At 33.2% G+C, this 17,096-nt stretch carries 15 protein-coding genes; 13 read left to right on the top strand and 2 right to left on the bottom strand.

Features of this window, described 5'->3' with window-relative positions:
* The first annotated feature begins 54 nt into the window (after positions 1–54).
* Genes BMZ74_RS03990 through melA form a run of 3 tightly spaced genes read left to right on the top strand, consistent with a single transcriptional unit; the run spans position 55 to position 3,564 of the window.
* Positions 55–1,050: an ABC transporter permease gene (locus BMZ74_RS03990; RefSeq protein WP_089860056.1), complete on the top strand. Its 996-nt coding sequence runs from the start codon at positions 55–57 to the stop codon at positions 1,048–1,050.
* Between the two features lie 26 nt (positions 1,051–1,076).
* On the top strand, positions 1,077–2,180 hold the full coding sequence (locus BMZ74_RS03985; protein ID WP_089860052.1) for an ABC transporter permease: 1,104 nt from the start codon (positions 1,077–1,079) through the stop codon (positions 2,178–2,180).
* A 40-nt stretch (positions 2,181–2,220) separates the two neighbouring features.
* Complete coding sequence (melA, locus tag BMZ74_RS03980) at positions 2,221–3,564, top strand: alpha-glucosidase/alpha-galactosidase (protein ID WP_089860049.1); 1,344 nt, start codon at positions 2,221–2,223, stop codon at positions 3,562–3,564.
* Between the two features lie 111 nt (positions 3,565–3,675).
* Here melA and BMZ74_RS03975 read toward each other — a convergent pair whose 3' ends face one another.
* Positions 3,676–4,491 (bottom strand): aldo/keto reductase, encoded by an 816-nt coding sequence (locus BMZ74_RS03975; protein WP_089860046.1) that lies wholly within the window; start codon positions 4,489–4,491, stop codon positions 3,676–3,678.
* A 251-nt stretch (positions 4,492–4,742) separates the two neighbouring features.
* On the opposite strand from BMZ74_RS03975, the gene argC reads away from it, so the two are divergent.
* The 10 genes from argC to BMZ74_RS03925 all read left to right on the top strand — a co-directional run bounded on the left by argC (position 4,743) and on the right by BMZ74_RS03925 (position 15,397).
* Complete coding sequence (gene argC, locus BMZ74_RS03970) at positions 4,743–5,852, top strand: N-acetyl-gamma-glutamyl-phosphate reductase (protein WP_089860043.1); 1,110 nt, start codon at positions 4,743–4,745, stop codon at positions 5,850–5,852.
* Between the two features lie 50 nt (positions 5,853–5,902).
* Positions 5,903–6,772 (top strand): acetylglutamate kinase, encoded by an 870-nt coding sequence (gene argB, locus BMZ74_RS03965; protein ID WP_089860160.1) that lies wholly within the window; start codon positions 5,903–5,905, stop codon positions 6,770–6,772.
* Positions 6,773–6,836: 64 nt separating this feature from the next.
* Positions 6,837–8,030, top strand: coding sequence for an aspartate aminotransferase family protein (locus tag BMZ74_RS03960; protein ID WP_089860040.1), 1,194 nt, complete (start codon positions 6,837–6,839; stop codon positions 8,028–8,030).
* Between the two features lie 361 nt (positions 8,031–8,391).
* On the top strand, positions 8,392–10,293 hold the full coding sequence (locus tag BMZ74_RS03955) for an SEC-C metal-binding domain-containing protein (RefSeq protein WP_089860037.1): 1,902 nt from the start codon (positions 8,392–8,394) through the stop codon (positions 10,291–10,293).
* A 245-nt stretch (positions 10,294–10,538) separates the two neighbouring features.
* Positions 10,539–11,021 carry an ECF transporter S component gene (locus tag BMZ74_RS03950; protein ID WP_245750806.1) on the top strand — a complete coding sequence of 161 codons (483 nt, stop codon included), beginning with the start codon at positions 10,539–10,541 and terminating at the stop codon, positions 11,019–11,021.
* Between the two features lie 126 nt (positions 11,022–11,147).
* Complete coding sequence (locus BMZ74_RS03945) at positions 11,148–11,885, top strand: hypothetical protein (RefSeq protein ID WP_089860031.1); 738 nt, start codon at positions 11,148–11,150, stop codon at positions 11,883–11,885.
* A gap of 5 nt (positions 11,886–11,890) precedes the next feature.
* Positions 11,891–12,469, top strand: coding sequence for a hypothetical protein (locus BMZ74_RS03940; RefSeq protein WP_089860022.1), 579 nt, complete (start codon positions 11,891–11,893; stop codon positions 12,467–12,469).
* Between the two features lie 202 nt (positions 12,470–12,671).
* On the top strand, positions 12,672–13,271 hold the full coding sequence (locus tag BMZ74_RS03935) for an HAD family hydrolase (RefSeq protein ID WP_089860019.1): 600 nt from the start codon (positions 12,672–12,674) through the stop codon (positions 13,269–13,271).
* 161 nt (positions 13,272–13,432) lie between these two features.
* Positions 13,433–14,770, top strand: a complete 1,338-nt coding sequence (locus BMZ74_RS03930; protein ID WP_089860016.1) for a mechanosensitive ion channel family protein — start codon at positions 13,433–13,435, stop codon at positions 14,768–14,770.
* A gap of 78 nt (positions 14,771–14,848) precedes the next feature.
* Positions 14,849–15,397, top strand: a complete 549-nt coding sequence (locus BMZ74_RS03925) for a DJ-1 family glyoxalase III (RefSeq protein ID WP_089860013.1) — start codon at positions 14,849–14,851, stop codon at positions 15,395–15,397.
* 49 nt (positions 15,398–15,446) lie between these two features.
* On the opposite strand, the gene glgP is transcribed toward BMZ74_RS03925, so the two are convergent.
* A complete protein-coding gene (gene glgP, locus BMZ74_RS03920; protein ID WP_089860011.1) occupies positions 15,447–17,060 on the bottom strand; it encodes an alpha-glucan family phosphorylase in 1,614 nt (537 codons plus the stop codon).
* Positions 17,061–17,096 lie beyond the last annotated feature (36 nt).

Genomic DNA, 17,096 nt, shown 5'->3' with positions numbered 1-17,096 from the left:
AGAGTAGATTTATTTAAACCTCTCTTTAACTCTTAATTAAAAGGAGGGTTAAAATTGTTTCAATATATTATCAGACGTTTATTTTATTTAATTCCAATGTTAATTATAGTTAGTTTTGTAAGTTTTGTTGTTATAAATTTGCCACCTGGAGATTATATGACAACAGTTCAAAATAGACTTGCAAATCAGTCTGGTATGTCACAGGACCAGGCCAGGGCAATGGCGGAAAGAATGAGGAGCCAGTATGGGCTTGATCAACCATTTTTATTTCAATACTTAAATTGGATTAAAAATATAGTTTTTAAAGGAGACTTTGGGTATTCTTTTCAGTATAATAGGCCAGTTAGCGAAGTTATTTGGAGCAGACTTGGCTATACATTTTTAATAGCCCTTTCGGCACACTTAATTTCAGTTTTAGTTGGGGTTGTAGTTGGAATTTATTCTGCAACTCATCAATATAGTTTAAGTGATAATATAGCTACTGTATTTGCTTTTATTGGTCTTTCTATTCCCAATTTCTTTTTTGCTATTGTGATAATGTATCTTTTATCTTTTAAATTAAATATGCATGTTGGTGGATTATTTTCCTCTGAATTTGTTTTTGCTCCCTGGAGTTTAGCAAAATTAATTAATTTTTTACAGCATTTTTGGGTACCAGTTTTTGTAGTGGGTATTGCTGGTACAGCACAGAATATGAGAATTATGCGGGGTAATTTGCTAGATGAACTACAAAAACAATATGTTAAAACAGCCCGGGCCAAAGGCTTAACAGATAAAGTTGTTATTTATAAACATGCGGTTAGAAATGCCATTCAACCTTTAGTTATGTATCTTGGCATGTCGCTTCCTTTTTTAATCCAGGGAGCAATTGTTTCCAGTATTGTATTGCAGTTGCCTACTACTGGCCCAGCATTTTACAATGCTCTCTTAAGTCAGGATATGTATCTAGCTGGTTCTTTTTTACTAATGTTAGCGGTAACTCTGGTAATTGGTAATTTACTGGCAGATGTTTTATTAGCACAGGTTGATCCCAGAGTTCGCTATGATTGAAAAACTGCTAATTAAGGAGGAAAGAAATGCAAAACGATAATTTTAAAAAACCCAAAATACTATCACATAGGCAGTTGATCTGGAGAAAATTCAAACGTAATAAGTTGGGGCTAATTGGAGCAATAATAGTAATCATATTAACCGTAATAAGCATTTTTGCCCCTTTTTTTAGCCCCTATAACTATACAGCAACAGACAGTGAAGCTGCTTATCGCAGTTATCAAGCAGTTCATTTTTTTGAACAAAATGGCAAATTCCATTTACAGCCTTTTGTTTATAGTATGAAACAAGAATTTGATGAACAGACCTGGGAAAGAGTTTATATACCAGATCGAACAAAAATTTATCCAATTAAATTATTTTATCGCGGCTGGGAATATAAACTTTTTGGGTTAATTAAAAGCGATTTGCACCTATTTGGGGTAGATAAACCAGCGGAGATTCATTTTTTTGGTACAGATGAACTTGGGCGAGATCTTTTAAGCAGGATTATTTTTGGGGGGAGAGTCTCAATTGCTATTGCGATTATTGGCTCAATGCTAACAGCTCTAATTGGTTCTATTGTGGGAGGAATATCTGGTTATTTTGCCGGAAAGGTTGATAATATTTTACAGCGTTTAATAGAACTGATTCGGATGTTTCCTACTTTACCATTAATGATGGCTTTAAGTGCTGCTATTCCTGTTACCTGGTCCCCAGTCCTTGTTTTAATAGCCGTTATGTTTATCATGATCATGGTGCGTTGGACTGATATGGCTCGTCAAATTAGAGGAAAAGTACTTTCCTATCGAGAACAGGAATATGTTGATGCTGCCCGGGCTGCTGGTGCAAATGATTTGTATATTATTATTAAACATGTATTAAGTAATTGTACTAGTCATATAATTGTGGTAACAACTCTAGCAATCCCACAACTTATTCTGGCTGAAAGTTCACTTAGTTTTTTAGGATTGGGTATTCAACCTCCCATGGTTAGTTGGGGAGTTTTATTAAGTAAAGCAACTAATCTCCAAACTATTGGACAATATCCCTGGATTATGACACCTGGAGTAGTTATTTTATTAACTATTTTAGCTTTTAATTTCTTGGGAGATGGTTTAAGAGACGCCGCAGATCCTTATGGTAGATAAATTATTTTAATTAAATAAAAATAAAAAGGAGTATGATAAAATGCGTAAAATAACATTCATTGGAGCAGGCAGCATTGTTTTTGCTAAAAATTTATTGGTAGATATTCTGGCTGTGCCAGAATTAAGAGACAGTACAATTTCATTGATGGATATTAACTCTGAACGGCTGGCTATGATAGAAAAGATTGCGAAACGCCTTATTACAGAAAACGACTTCCCAACTAAAATTGAAACAACTACTAATCGTAAAAAAGCTTTAAAAGATGCTAATTATGTAATTGCTATGATTCAGGTAGGTGGCCTAGAAGCCTATAAACTTGATATAGAGATACCAAATCGTTATGGAGTTAATCAGGCAGTAGGTGATACTCTTGGTCCAGGAGGTGTATTTAGAGGATTAAGAACTATTCCTGTTTACTTAAATATTGCCCGGGAGATGGAAGAATTATGTCCAGAAGCTTTATTTTTAAACTATGTAAATCCAATGGCCATTAATTGTTTAGCTTTAACTAAGGCAACTTCACTTAAAAATGTTGGGCTCTGTCATAGTGTTCAGGGAACTGCTTACGAAATGTCTCAATATCTAAATCTTCCTTATCAAGAAATTAATTATATTTCAGCTGGTATTAATCATATGGCCTGGTATTTAAAATTTGAGCATCAGGGAAAAGACCTTTATCCAGAATTGAAAAAGAAATATGATGATCCCGATATTTATCAACAAGATGTAACAAAATTTGAATTTTTAAAGCATTTTGGTTACTTTGTTACAGAATCAACTATTCACATGTCAGAATATGTACCTTACTTTAGAAAATCAAAAAGCTGGATTAGCAAAATTCATAAAATGCAGCGGGAAGATCCAGCAAATAGTTATGGAGGAGATATTGGCTGGACAACTGAGGATGAGTCTGGAGCATATTTACATGTATGTCAGGTTAGAAATAAAACTTATCAGGCAGATATGGAAAAACTAATTAATTCTAAAATTGAAATAAAACGAAGTAATGAATATGGTTCCAGGATAATTGAAGCAATCGAAACTGGTAGAGAAACTGTTATTCATGGCAATGTAAGCAATAATGATTATCAGATTAGCAATTTGCCAGCTGATTCTATTGTCGAAGTCCCCTGTCTAGTTAATAAAAATGGAATTCAGCCTACATCTGTTGGTAAGTTACCTACTCAATTAGCTGCTTTAAATAGAAGTAATATTAATGTGCAGCAGCTTGCTGTTGAAGGAGCTTTGACAGGAGATAAAGAAAAAATTTATCAAGCTATTATGATGGATCCTTTAACCGGAGCAGTTCTGACAATGGATAAAATTAGAGCTATGGTTGCTGAAATGTTTAGTGCTCAACAGAAATGGCTGCCTAATTTTTAAACTTTTACAATTTATAATATTAGAATAAAAGTAAATAGTTAAATAATAACTTTATTAATTTAGTAATAATTAAAAGGCAGTTCAGCTAATTAGCTGAACTGCTTTTTTTGGTTAATTAAATTCTGCAAAGTCAGGATTAATAACCCGATTATTATTATTGATTAGTTCCATTTCACGGGCTGCTTCGAGAGGAAGGTCCCAATCAAAAACTTCTAAATTATTAGCTAAGTGTTTTTGAGAGCTTGCTTTTGGAATTACTACAATGTCTTTTTCTAAAAGCCATTTTAAAGTTAGTTGAGCAGGACTTTTGTCATATTTATCAGCTAAATTTTTAATTACACTGTTATGCAGTGCTTCTCCCCGGGCCAGTGGACTATAAGCCGTTAAAATAATATCATTTTTAAAACAAAATTTAAGTAATTCCTTTTGATATAAAGTAGGATGAAATTCAACCTGATTATCAGTAATTAGTTCAGGAGCAATACTAAGTGCTTTTTTAAGATGATTAATAGTAAAATTACTAACACCAGTATTTTTTGCCTGACCAGCTGCTTTAACTTCCTGGAGTGCTTTAAGAGTTTCAGTTAAAGGGATATCACTGTTGGGCCAGTGAATTAAAAGCATATCCAGGTAGTCAAGTTCAAGTTCACTTAAAATTTTCTCAACCGCCTGCTTAAAATCGTTATAAGCTAGATCAGTCCACCAGACTTTGGAAGTAATAAAAAGTTCTTGCCGGGGAATAGTACTTTCTTTAATTGCCCGGGCAATAGCAGTTTGATTTCCATAAGCAGCTGCTGTATCAAGATGACGATAACCTAATTCTAGAGCAGTTTTAACAGTTTCAGTACACTGATCAGACTTAAGTCCAGAAGTTCCAAGACCAAGAGCAGGTATTTCAGAGCCATTTTTTAATTTTAAATTCTTCATTAGCAAACAAACACCCTTTCTATTTACTTTATTATTGATAAATTCAATTAACTTAAGCATAATACAGTTAAAATTAACTTAACAATTAAATATTTAACAATTATAAATATTTATTAGTAAAAACTTGACTTTTATTTTAAAAAAAGCTTGAATAGATTACTTTAATACGGTAAAATAAGCAAAAGCTTGTAACTAAATATAAGAGAGCTTATTAAATATTTAAAGCAGCTTAGTTTTGAGGAGATGAGTAGATGATAAAAGCAAGTATTATTGGAGCTACTGGTTATGTAGGGATTGAATTAATTAGATTATTACAGAAACATCCGCGGGTTGAATTAAATGAATTAGTTTCTAATAGCAGAGCAGGTAGTAAATTAATTGATGTTTATCCTCAATTTAGAGGTTCACAAGTTGCAGATTATTATTTAAAAGATTTGTCAGAATTTGAAGTAAAAGATAATGATATTATTTTTACAGCTTTGCCTCATGGTGTTTCACAAAATATTGTAGCTGAACTGTTTGACCAGGGGGTTAAAATTATTGATTTAAGTGGGGATTTTCGCTACCATGATACTGATCTTTATACAGAGTGGTATGGTATTGAACATAACTTTTCTGAATTAGCCTGTAAAGCAGTCTATGGTTTAAGTGAATTTAATCGTAGTGCAATTAAAAAAGCAAGTCTAGTTGCTAATCCAGGTTGTTATGTAACTGCTTCTTTATTGGCCTTGCTGCCCTTAGTTAATTTTAGTAAAGCTGATTTAAGTTCAATTATTATTGATGCTAAATCAGGGGTTAGTGGAGCTGGTAAAAGTTTAAAACAAGATCTGCTTTTTACAGAAAGCTATAATACTATGAAGGCCTATAGTCCAGGAACACATCGCCACAGCTCAGAGATTGAATATATTTTAAATAGATTTTTAGAACAAAGTTACTTCCAGTCTGAATTTGGCAGTGAATTTTTAGCTTTACATAATTTTAATTCAGCTAATAATCAAAAAGCAACAGTATTATTTACCCCTCATTTGGTACCTGTTAAACGGGGGATTTTCGCTACAATTTATCTTAAGCTTAATGCAGAAAGCTCAAAAGAAGAATTAACTGAGCTTTATAATAGTTTTTATGAGACAGAAAAATTTATTCAGCTTATACCAGATTCATTACCGGAGCTAAAGTATGTAGCAGGTTCTAATTATGTTCAACTTGGATTTAGATATAACAAACGGACGGATCAGGTAATAATACTTTCTGCTCTCGATAATATGCTTAAAGGAGCGGCAGGTCAAGCTGTACAGAATATGAATATTATGTTTAATCTGGCAGAGGAAACTGGCCTCGAAGCAACAGCTTTATTTCCTTAAATTAGACTTAAAAAGCAGCTATAAATTTTAGTTTGAAGGGGGTGAAAAAAATAGAAGAATTAATTAAGAAAGCAAATGTTCTAATTGAAGCCTTACCATATTTTAAAGACTTTTTTGGTAAAACTTTTGTCATAAAATATGGTGGCAGTATTATGGCAAATGCTGAGCTGAAAAAGAAATTAATTGAAGATATAACTTTGCTTAAATATGTCGGGATAAATCCGGTGATTGTTCATGGAGGAGGTCCGGCAATTAATCAGACTCTAGCCAGACTTAATATTAAAGCTAATTTTATTGATGGTTTAAGAGTAACAGATCAGGAGACAATGGAAATTGTTGAAATGGTTCTTTCAGCCAAAATTAATAAAGAAATTGTAGCCTCAATTAATCAGATGGAGGCAAGGGCAGTTGGAATTTCTGGTAAAGATGGTAATTTAATTAAAGCTCGTCTAAAAAAATATGATGATCCAGCTAAAGATTTAGGTTTAGTTGGTGAAGTTAAAGAGATTAATCCAGAATTGATTAAAAAGTTAATAGCCGATGATTACATACCAGTCATTGCGCCTGTTGGAGTAAATGAAACTGGAGATAGTGTTAATATTAATGCTGATGATGTTGCTGGACAGATTGCTGCTGCTCTGGCAGCAGAAAAATTAATTTATTTAACAGATGTAAATGGAATTTTAGCAGATCCAGCAGACAAAAGCAGTCGAGTATCTCAGCTTAATTTTCAGGAAATTAAACAGTTGATTGAAAATGGCAAGATTGTTGGGGGGATGCTGCCTAAAGTTGAGGGCTGTATTAGGGCTGTCAGCAATGGTGTAGCGAGAACTCATATATTAAATGGACTTATTTCTCATCCGATTTTACTGGAAATATTTACAGATCAGGGTATTGGTACAATGATTGTGCAGGAATAGCTTTAATTTAGCAGTTTGAATATTATTTAATTAGTGAGAAGTTTAAGAAGGGAGAAGTGGTAAAATGAAAGTTGAGGAGATTTTAGCAGCTGATAATAAATACTTTATGCCAGTTTATAATGGTAGATTTCCACTTTATGTAGATTATGGTAGGGGAAGTAAACTTTATAGTAAAGATGGTAAAAGTTATTACGATTTTTTAGCTGGAATTGGAGTTAACTTTTTAGGCTATGATAATAAACGTTTTAATCAAGCACTTAAAGATCAAATAGATAAAATTATTCATTGTTCTAATAATTATTATATTGAACCACAGGCAGAATTAGAGCAAAAACTCTGTGAGAATTCTTGCTGTGATCAGGTGTTTTTTGCTAATAGTGGTTCAGAGGCAAATGAAGGTGCTTTTAAATTAGCTCGTAAATATTTCAAAAAAAAGGGAAGTAATAAGTTTGAAATAATTACAGCTGATAAATCATTTCATGGTAGAACTCTGGCAGCTGTGACTGCAACAGGCCAGGAAAAATATAAAAAACCATTTAGTCCCTTACCACCTGGCTTTAAAACAGCAGCATTTAATGACTTAACTGCATTAAAAAGTATTATCAGTGAAAGTACTGCTGCTATTATGCTTGAGCCTGTTCAGGGAGAAGGTGGAGTTTATCCTGCGACTCAGGCTTATCTTTCTGGAGTAAGAGAAATTTGTGATCAAGAAGATATTTTGCTTATTTTTGACGAAGTACAGTGTGGAATGGGAAGAACTGGTGAATTATTTGCTTATCAAAATTATGGAGTACAACCAGATATTATTACAATTGCTAAAGCTTTAGGTGGAGGAGTACCTATTGGTGCCTTTTTAGCTCGTAAAGAAGTAGCAGCTGCTTTTGATCCGGGTGATCATGGGACAACTTTTGGTGGTAATCCTTTAGCTACAAGAGCTGGTTCGGAAGTAATGGACATTATGCTGGAAGATGGTTTTTTAGCTGAAGTTAAATCTAAAGGAGCTTATTTTAAGACAGAGCTTGATAAATTAGTTGCTCAGAGTGATAAATTAATTGAAAGCCGGGGACTTGGTTTAATGCTTGCCCTTGAAATGACAGCTGATCTTTCTGCTCAAGAAATTACTAATCAGCTTTTTGAACGTGGCTTTCTGATTAATGCTGTTAAGGAACATACTCTGCGCTTTTTGCCACCTTATATAATTAAAAAGTCAGAAATAGATTTATTGTTAGAAAATCTTAGTGATTTAATAATTGCCTAAATATTAACTTAGCATTAGTAATTGTCAAATTTTCTTTTTTATTTTGACCAATAATATAGCATCATTTTTTTATAATTTTACTAATCTTTTCTCTGACCAGCATTAGAGTATTTAAATAATTATTTTATTTCAGTTATTTTACTCAGTTTGGGAATTCAATTTTTGCTGGCTAAGTTAGAACTAGATAACCTGGCTTTCTATTTGCAGGCATTATTTTTTAACTTTAATTTCAATCTCTAGTCTGCTATAATAATAGATGCGTATTGATCCAAGATATAATAAGCTCCAGCAGAAATTTTGTCTGATGGGGCTTTCTTATTGGCAATATTATTAATAAATTTGAACGAGGAAGGTTGATAAAATGGATAGCTTAAAAAGACTCAAAGCCAGTATCAGCAGACGTCAGGATGCTGAGCAGCTTAAAAGCTATAGTATTGGTAGAAATGAAATCTGTCCCTGTGGAAGTGGTAAAAAATTCAAAAAATGCTGTGGACTTAATAATCCGAAACAGAGTATTGAAGATTATTTTACTGCAATTAAAACTGCTAATAGTGAAGAAGAAGTTATTGCAATTTTAAAAGAAGCAGTTAAGTCATATCCAGTTGAACATAGATTTTTGCTGCCGCTAATTGTTTATACTCTCCAGAATAATCAGTACCAGGAAGCTGTTAAATATTTAAGTCATGCCTGGCAGTTAATGGGAACAGATCTTGATGAGGCCTTTATTTCTCCTTTAGTTAACATTTTATTAGAAAAAGAAGAGGCAGAAAAGGCGGAACAAATTGTGAGAGAAGCTCTAACAGCTAAAGGCGAAAGTATTCCGCTGCTAATTGCTCTGGCGGAAGTTTATAAGCAAAAAAATCAGCTGCAGCGCTTAAATGATACTATTGAGAGGGCAATGCAGATTGAGGCAGATAATGCCCAGTTATTAGTCTTTAGATTGGAAACACTAATGGATTTTGATGATGTAGTTAGTGCTCTGAGTTTATTTAAAAAACATTATGACAAATTAAAAGAATATAAAAATATGCGGGTAATCTCATTTTTAATTGATTTTGTTAATGAAAGATTTAATCTGGATGTTAATCAAAAAATTACTCAACAGCAAGCACTGGCACAAGCAGCAGAAGTATTTAATGTTTTTCAACAGTTAGATAATTTAAAAGTAAAATCTAATGCTGAAACAGCTGAAAAACTATTAGCTGAAATTAAAAATCTTGCCCCGGCTAATTCTAAATTGGCTCTTGATATTTTAGCCCGCTATCTGGCTGCAGAATTATATAATGGTTTTGCAGATTATGCTGCTGAATTAGAAACAGTTCAGATGAAAAATCCTTCATATTTACGACTTTTATTTCTGGCTGATCTACAGCAGGGTAAGCTCGAGTCTGCAGAGACCAAGATTAAAGCTGCTTTCAAATTAGCACAACAGCAAGAAGCTGATCATTTTCATGACTGGCAGATAGCAGCAGATTATTTACGCTTTTTGCTTGAGCATGGCCCAGAAAAAGAAATTGCAGAATTTATAACAGAGTTGGCTTCCTTAATTGAAGATCAGGATAATCTGCTTGCTAATTTAATGATGCTGGTTGAAAATGCTGAAGGAAGAGATTATCAGAAGCATTTGTTAAGAAAATTAATCAGCTTAAAAGAAGAACAATTATTGGCTAAAATAACCTTAAAAGATATTTATAATAACTTACTATTTATCAGTCTAGCTGCATTAGATGGTGAGGAAACAATTTATGAAAACGGTAATCAAATAACAACAGCAACTTTAGCCGGGATTATTGATGAAGTTGAGGCAGCAGCTGTTGAAACCCCAGCGGTTGAGTATGCTAAACTGCGTTTATTAAAATATCAAGCAGAACTTGATCCAGCCGTTAAAGCTGATTTGTTAGGCCAGATTAAGCAAGCTGAAATAACTAGCTATTTTGATACAGTAGCTTATTATGAAGCAATACTGCGCTTTGGAGATCCAGCCCCAATTTTAACTGAGATTCCCCATGGTAAATATTTAGATGATGAATATCTTGACTTTTATCGCCTGGTAGCAGCTTTAAAACTTAAATATTACGAAATAGGAACTGAATTATTTCATCGTCAGTTATTACGAGAAAGCAAACAAAATAAAGTAATCAGTTTTTTAGTTAGACTATTACGTTATTTTACAGCTGAAAATTTGGAAGAACATTTAAGAAAAATGCAGGTTAATGAGGTCATTATAAATTATCTGCGCAATTTAAATACTAATCGAGACTAAAAAATTTAGTTAAATAATTGAGCTATAATCAATTTTTTTAGTTAAAAATAATTTTTTTGCTTTAAATACTTGCTCTACAATAAGATAATTATTATAATAATTATATAACAGTTGGGACGGAACCTTAATTGAGAGCTGTACCCATTAGACTGTTAAATATAATTGGGTGATCCACCTGGATCAAATGACCGGGATGGGAGGAAAATAAAATAAAACTTAAAACAAGACAAATTGTAATTGCTGGTATGTTAGGTGCTATTTCTATTATTCTGGGGGCCACTGGACTTGGCTTAATTCCAGTTCCAACTCCGGCTGGACATGTAACTATTTTACATCTGCCAGCTATTTTAGGGGGAGTTATTGAAGGTCCTGCAGTTGCTTTGTTAATTGGTTTGATTTTTGGAGTTTTTAGCTTTTTAAGAGCAACTAATCCTCTTTTTGCAGATCCTCTAATTGCTATTTTACCACGTTTATTAATTGGAATTGCTGCTTATTTTGTTTATCATTCTAGTAACAGGATAAATCGCAGTTTTTCTTTAATAATGGCTGGACTTATCGGAACAATCGTTAATACAGCAGGTGTTTTAGGTCTGGCAGTTTTAAGAGGATATTTACCTGCTAAGGCTGCTTTAGCAGTTGCGCTTACACATGGTATTCCAGAAGCAATAGTAGCAGCAGTTTTTACACTTATTTTAGGGAAGGCATTACTTAATTACAAAAAAAAATAAATCTAAATAAAAAGAAGGCCTGCAGGTCTTCTTTTTTGACTTAATTCCTCATCTTAATGTATAATATAGTATATAAAGTTTGAACTTTGATTTTGTTTTTAGCAAGGCTTGAGAGGAGGAGTTAAAATGAGTGATAAGCAGAGAATTAAAGAAGTACTTAAAAACACAGAAATTTTATTGGAACCTGATGATTTAATTTCTACTGATCATGCTACAACTCTCCACTATTTTGTACTCAGCGAGCCATATTATCTGGAAGAATTTCCGGAAGAAGGTCCAGAAACCAAGGTACGAGAAGGAAAAATCACCTGGGAAAAGCCCAAGCTTTTAACTCCGGATTATATGATAAATATGAGTGGATTTAGTGGTGAAGCCAGAAAGGCTATGCAAATGATTGCTCGAGAAAATCCTGATCTGGCTGGTTTATTATACAAAATGAATTATCGTAAACAATCGATTAGTACTTTTACTATTGCTAGAGAGATAGCAGCAGCTGAAGCTCAGATAAGAGATAATATTAGTGATGATGAACAGAGTCTGACTGTTATTATTAAAGGTATAGATGAGCTCTGGGATGTTTCCTTAATGAAATTTATTCAGAGTTTAATGCTAAAAAGTGCTTATAAATCTCAACTGCCTTATTATGAAGATAAAGGCTATTTAAGTACTGATGAAAAAGGATATTCAGTAGTAACCAGAAACCTCGAAGGTTTACCGATTGCTGCTAGTGAAGAAATAGAAAAGATGTTTGCCCGGGTGAGCTCCGGGACAGAAGATCCAGCTAAATTAAAGCAGGAACTTGACCGTTGGGGAGTTTTTAATATTTATCAGGATAGATTTTTTGATTTGTTTAGGGAGGACTGATATTTATGAAAAGTGCTTATGAAATTGCAATGGAAAGAGCTGATAAAGTATATGCCGGTGAATCAGGTAAAGAAAATTCGCTGGAAATAAGAGATCAGCTGAAGGAAACAATGGCATCTTTTTTTAAAGCTGAAATTGATGCAGAAGATATCTGGCATAAATTAAAAGATGAACGTCCAGCTGTCTTGAGAGAAGCTCAGCTAATGTTAATTGAGTCAATTGGACTTCGTAATTCTACAGAGCAGATTAAACGCCGTCAGCAGGCTGTTGTAGCAATTGAGTCATTAAAAGAAGACTCTCGTAGTAGCTTTTTTGAACAATCATTTACTCAGGCACAGAGTTTACAGCAGCAGTATCAAAGTCAAAAAGAACAGCTGGACCAACAGGTAAAACAACATCTGGAAAATGCTCAGAATCAGAATCAATTAGGAGCTAGTCGAGGTCAGGGTCAGGCCGCTGGGCAGGGGCAGATGAATGCTCAGCTGAAACAGCAGCTGGCTCAACAAATTTCTGAATTTCAACAGAGTTATACAGAAAGATTTAATCAGCTGATTGAGGATATGAAAACTGAATTAAATGCTTAAGTTAACATAATTGCTTGTAATCCGATCTTATTTATAAGATCGGATTTTTGTTTTTTTAGTAAATTATAACTAATTATTTTTTATTAAAACAGGATAATTTTATTTAAACTAGAATTTTATTAAGTAAGTAGTTAAACTTAGAATAACTATTAAATAAATCTAATGTTTTCGAGTTAATAAAATAAAAATTGAGGTGAGTTTAGTGATTAAAAACATAATATTTGATTTAGGGAGAGTTCTGTTAGAATATAATCCAGACCAGTATTTGATTGACTTAGGTTATACTGAGGAGCAGCGGCAAAAGTTATTATCTGCAGTATTTAAAACTAAAGAATGGCTGCTGCTTGATCGCGGTACAATTACTGAGCCAGAAGCAATTAGAATCTGGAAGCAGCGTAATCCTGACCTAAAAGCTGATATTGAACAGGTTATGGATAATTGGGAATCAATTTTGACTATTAAAACAGACACACTTAATTTAGTTGAAGAATTAGCAGCTGATTATCAGCTTTTTGTAATTTCTAATTTTCATTTGAAAGCTTATCACTATCTTAAAGAGAAGCATGATTTTTTTACTAATTTTGATGGCATAGTTATTTCAGCAGAAATAAATTCAATTAAACCTGAATTGGAAATTTATCAATATTTACTTGCTACTTATAATTTAAATCCAGCTGAATGTATTTTTATAGATGATTCAGCGCAAAATATTGCTGCAGCAGAAGAAGTGGGAATTAAAGCCATTCAATTTACTAATGCTGCTGCTTTGCGAACAGCCCTTAATTTATATTTGAAAAAATAGCAAAAAAATGAAATTGAATTAGCTAAAATAATTTCCTAGATAAATATAATAATAGAAAAGTATATTTAGATTTAATAATTTGCAAAAAAAACTCAAAGTACTATAATTATATTAAAGATAATTAAATTTAATTGTTTAAAATATTAGACTGAGGTGGAGTTATGTTTGAATCAATTAGTCTGGCAGAGTACTATCAGATTTTTTTAGATATAATAAATAATCAGCTGCTTGTACTGACAAACCTAATTGAAATAATTATTTTTATTTTAATGGGAGCGGCAGCTTATTTTTTAAGTAAATTTCTTTACAAAAATTTGGATTCTTTACTTGAAAAAATAAAATCTATTAATTTCTTAAAACGAAAAAGAATTCTTGATCAGCTGTTATTTCCTTTATTATTAATAATTTTGATTGCTTTTTATCATATTTTGGCTGTCACTTTTAATTTACCCAATGTAATTATTAGTATTTTTGGTAATCTGGTTACTGCCTGGCTTGTTGTCAAAGTAATTGCTTTATTTTTTCCCCGTAATCGTATGTTTAGATTTTTATCCGCCTTAATTTGGGTAATTGCTGCTTTACGAATTTTGGGGATTTATCAGGCTACCATTAATTTTCTTGATAGTCTGGCTTTTCAGAGTGGAAAATTAAGAATTTCTCTTTTGTTAATCAGTAAAACTGTCATTATTTTTAGTATTTTATTCTGGCTAGCTGGCAAATTAAGCCGGCTTGTGACTGCTAGAATTGATAATAGTGAAAACTTAACCCCTTCAGTTAAAGTTTTACTGACCAAAATAACTAAAATATTATTTTTTATTTCAGCAGCATTATTTACTTTAAGTTCAGTTGGAATTGACTTAAGTGCTTTTGCTTTTCTTGGTGGTGCAATTGGAGTTGGTTTGGGTTTTGGTCTGCAGAAGATAGTTTCAAATTTTATTAGTGGGGTAATAATTTTAGCAGATAAATCGATTAAACCTGGGGATGTTGTTGAAATTGCAGGAGTTTATGGCTGGGTTAAAAAATTAGATACTCGTTTTGTCTCTATTGTAACTAGATCTGGTAAAGAGTATCTTATTCCAAATGAATATTTTATTACTAAGGAAGTAATTAATTGGTCATATAGTGATGAGCTTGTCAGAGTAGATGCCCAGGTAGGTGTTGCTTATAATAGTGATTTAAGACAGGTTCAAAAACTAATCATGCAGGCTGTTGAAGATAAAACACGAATTCTAGATAATCCTGAGCCAGCTTGTTTACTAACTGATTTTGGAGATAGTGCAGTTAATTTTGAACTGCGATTCTGGATTAATGATCCGCGGAATGGAATTAAAAATATCCGCAGTGAAGTTTTATTTTCAATTTGGGATAATTTTAAAGAAAATCAAATTGAAATTCCTTTTCCACAGCGAGATTATCACTTAAAGTCACTGCCAGCTCAATTAAAAGATAAAATTACTTTGAGCAGCAATTCAAATTCTAATTCTACTGCAGAGGATTAAAAAATGTTTTAAATTTAATTTAGATTAATTTAATAAAATTTACTTATCAGAAATTATTTATGAAGGAGGAGTTAAACTATGGATACTATTTTGATTCCAATAGCAGCAGGTTTTGAAGAAACAGAAGCTGTTGCTAATATTGATATTTTCAGAAGAGCTGGTTTAAAGGTAGTTACAGCTGGAGTAGGAGATAAAGTAATTACTGGTGATCATGGGATTAGACTTGAGACAGATACTAAATTAAGCGAAGTTGATGCTGCTGATTTTTCGGCTGTAGTTTTACCGGGAGGAGTTCCGGGAGCCAATAACTTACGTGATAGCAGTAAATTGCTGTCTGTTATTCGAACAATAGCTGAAAATGGTGGGCTTTGTGCTGCAATTTGTGCAGCCCCAATAGTTTTAGAAGCAGCTGGAGTTTTAGAAGGCAAGCAGGCTACTAGTTATCCAGGCTTTGGTGAACAGATGCCTTCTGCTAATTATCAGGAAGATCGTGTTGTTGTGGATGGTAATTTGATTACAGGTCGCGGTCCAGGAGTTTCTTTTGAGTTTGCTTTAACTGTAGTTGAGTATCTTTTAGATAAAGAACAGCGGCATGATTTAGAAGCAGCAATGTTGATTAAAAATTAATAAAAAAGCCGGCCTCCTTGATAAGGGAAGCCGGTTTTTTGAATTTTTTTTAACTTTTATTATACATTTCATCATAATAGCGGCTTAACATTCTATGAGCAGAAAATCTTTCAGCTGTTGTTTTAATACTTTCCAGCATCATATCCTGCCAGCGGTCTTGATTACCATAGAAAGTGGGTACTACTTCATTAAATAGAACCCGATAAAGAGCATAAAGATCACTTTCATCCTGACCTTCGCCAACGTAGCCATCACCAAACTGCCAGCCATTAATACCATGTTCACAACCTTCCACCCACCAGCCATCGAGTATACTTAAATTTAAGCCACCATTCATAGCAGCTTTCATGCCTGATGTTCCACTGGCTTCCAGTGGTTTACGTGGATTATTTAACCAGATATCAACTCCTCTGGTCATATAACGGGCAATTTCCATATTATAATCTGCCAGAAAGACTACACTATTGGGAAATTGTTTTGCTTTAGCAACCAGATCAGCAACTATATTTTTGCCGTTATCGTCTGTAGGATGTGCTTTACCAGAAAAAACGAGCTGAATTTCTCCAGAGGCGAGATAAGAATCGATAATATCACTTTTCTGGAAGATTAAATTAGGTCGCTTATAAGCTGTTGCTCTTCTAGCAAAACCAATAATTAGTTTTTCCGGATTTAATTGAGCTCCATTTTTTTCTGCTATATAATTGACTAATTCTTTTTTCATTTCTTGGTGAGCGGCATAGATTGCTGATTTGTCATTTTGATTTGATTTAATTCTTTCATCCACCCAGGTACCTCGATGAACCCCATTAGTAATTGAAATAATAGGAGATTTCCCCTTGACACTGCTCCACATTTCACGAGCTGTCTGACCGTGCAATTTAGCAACTCCATTTGATATTCTAGCCAGTCGTAGCCCGGCTACAGTCATACTAAAAGGACTGTCACCAATAGCTTCCATTTGTTCTCTGCTTAAACCATTAAAAGCACTCATCTTTTCCAGACTATCTAGACTATGGGATTCATTACCTTCTTTGACTGGTGTATGGGTTGTAAAAACAATATTTTCTTTAACTTTTTCCCAGGCTGTTTCAAAATTACTGCCTGCTGTCATTTTTTCTTTAATTAATTCTGTCCCAGCTAAAGCAGCATGACCTTCATTAAAATGATAGATATCAATTTTAAGTCCTAATTTACGAATTGCCTTCACTCCACCAATTCCAAGAACAATTTCTTGAGCAATTCTTTTTTCATTAAAACCGTCATAAAGACCATCAGTAATTGTTTTAAGCTCACCATTTTCAGCTAAATTAGCATCTAGTAGATATAGAGTTGCATTAGCAAATTTATCCACTTTCCAAATTTTTAGTTTTACTTCTTGATTTTGAATAATAACTTTTATAGTTTCACCCGTATCAACTGCATGTTGGTAAATATCTTCATTAACCGGATGTTGGCTTTCAGGTCTGCCTTCTGTATTGATAACCTGTTTGGAGTATCCTCTCCGCCAGAGTAAACCAATACCAGTTACGGGATAAGAATATTCTTTGGCTGCTTTGAGAATATCCCCGGCTAGAATTCCGAGCCCACCTGCATAAATTCTCAGCTTCTCATTTAATCCATATTCCATACAAAAATAGGCTGTATGGGGCTTCTGATTATTCATTAAAACCACTCCTTATTATAATTTTAGTTACTTATG

Source organism: Halanaerobium salsuginis (genome assembly GCF_900114545.1).
GTDB lineage: Bacteria > Bacillota > Halanaerobiia > Halanaerobiales > Halanaerobiaceae > Halanaerobium > Halanaerobium salsuginis.
Note: the sequence above shows the minus strand (reverse complement) of the source record. Positions and strands in the feature narration are given on the sequence as shown.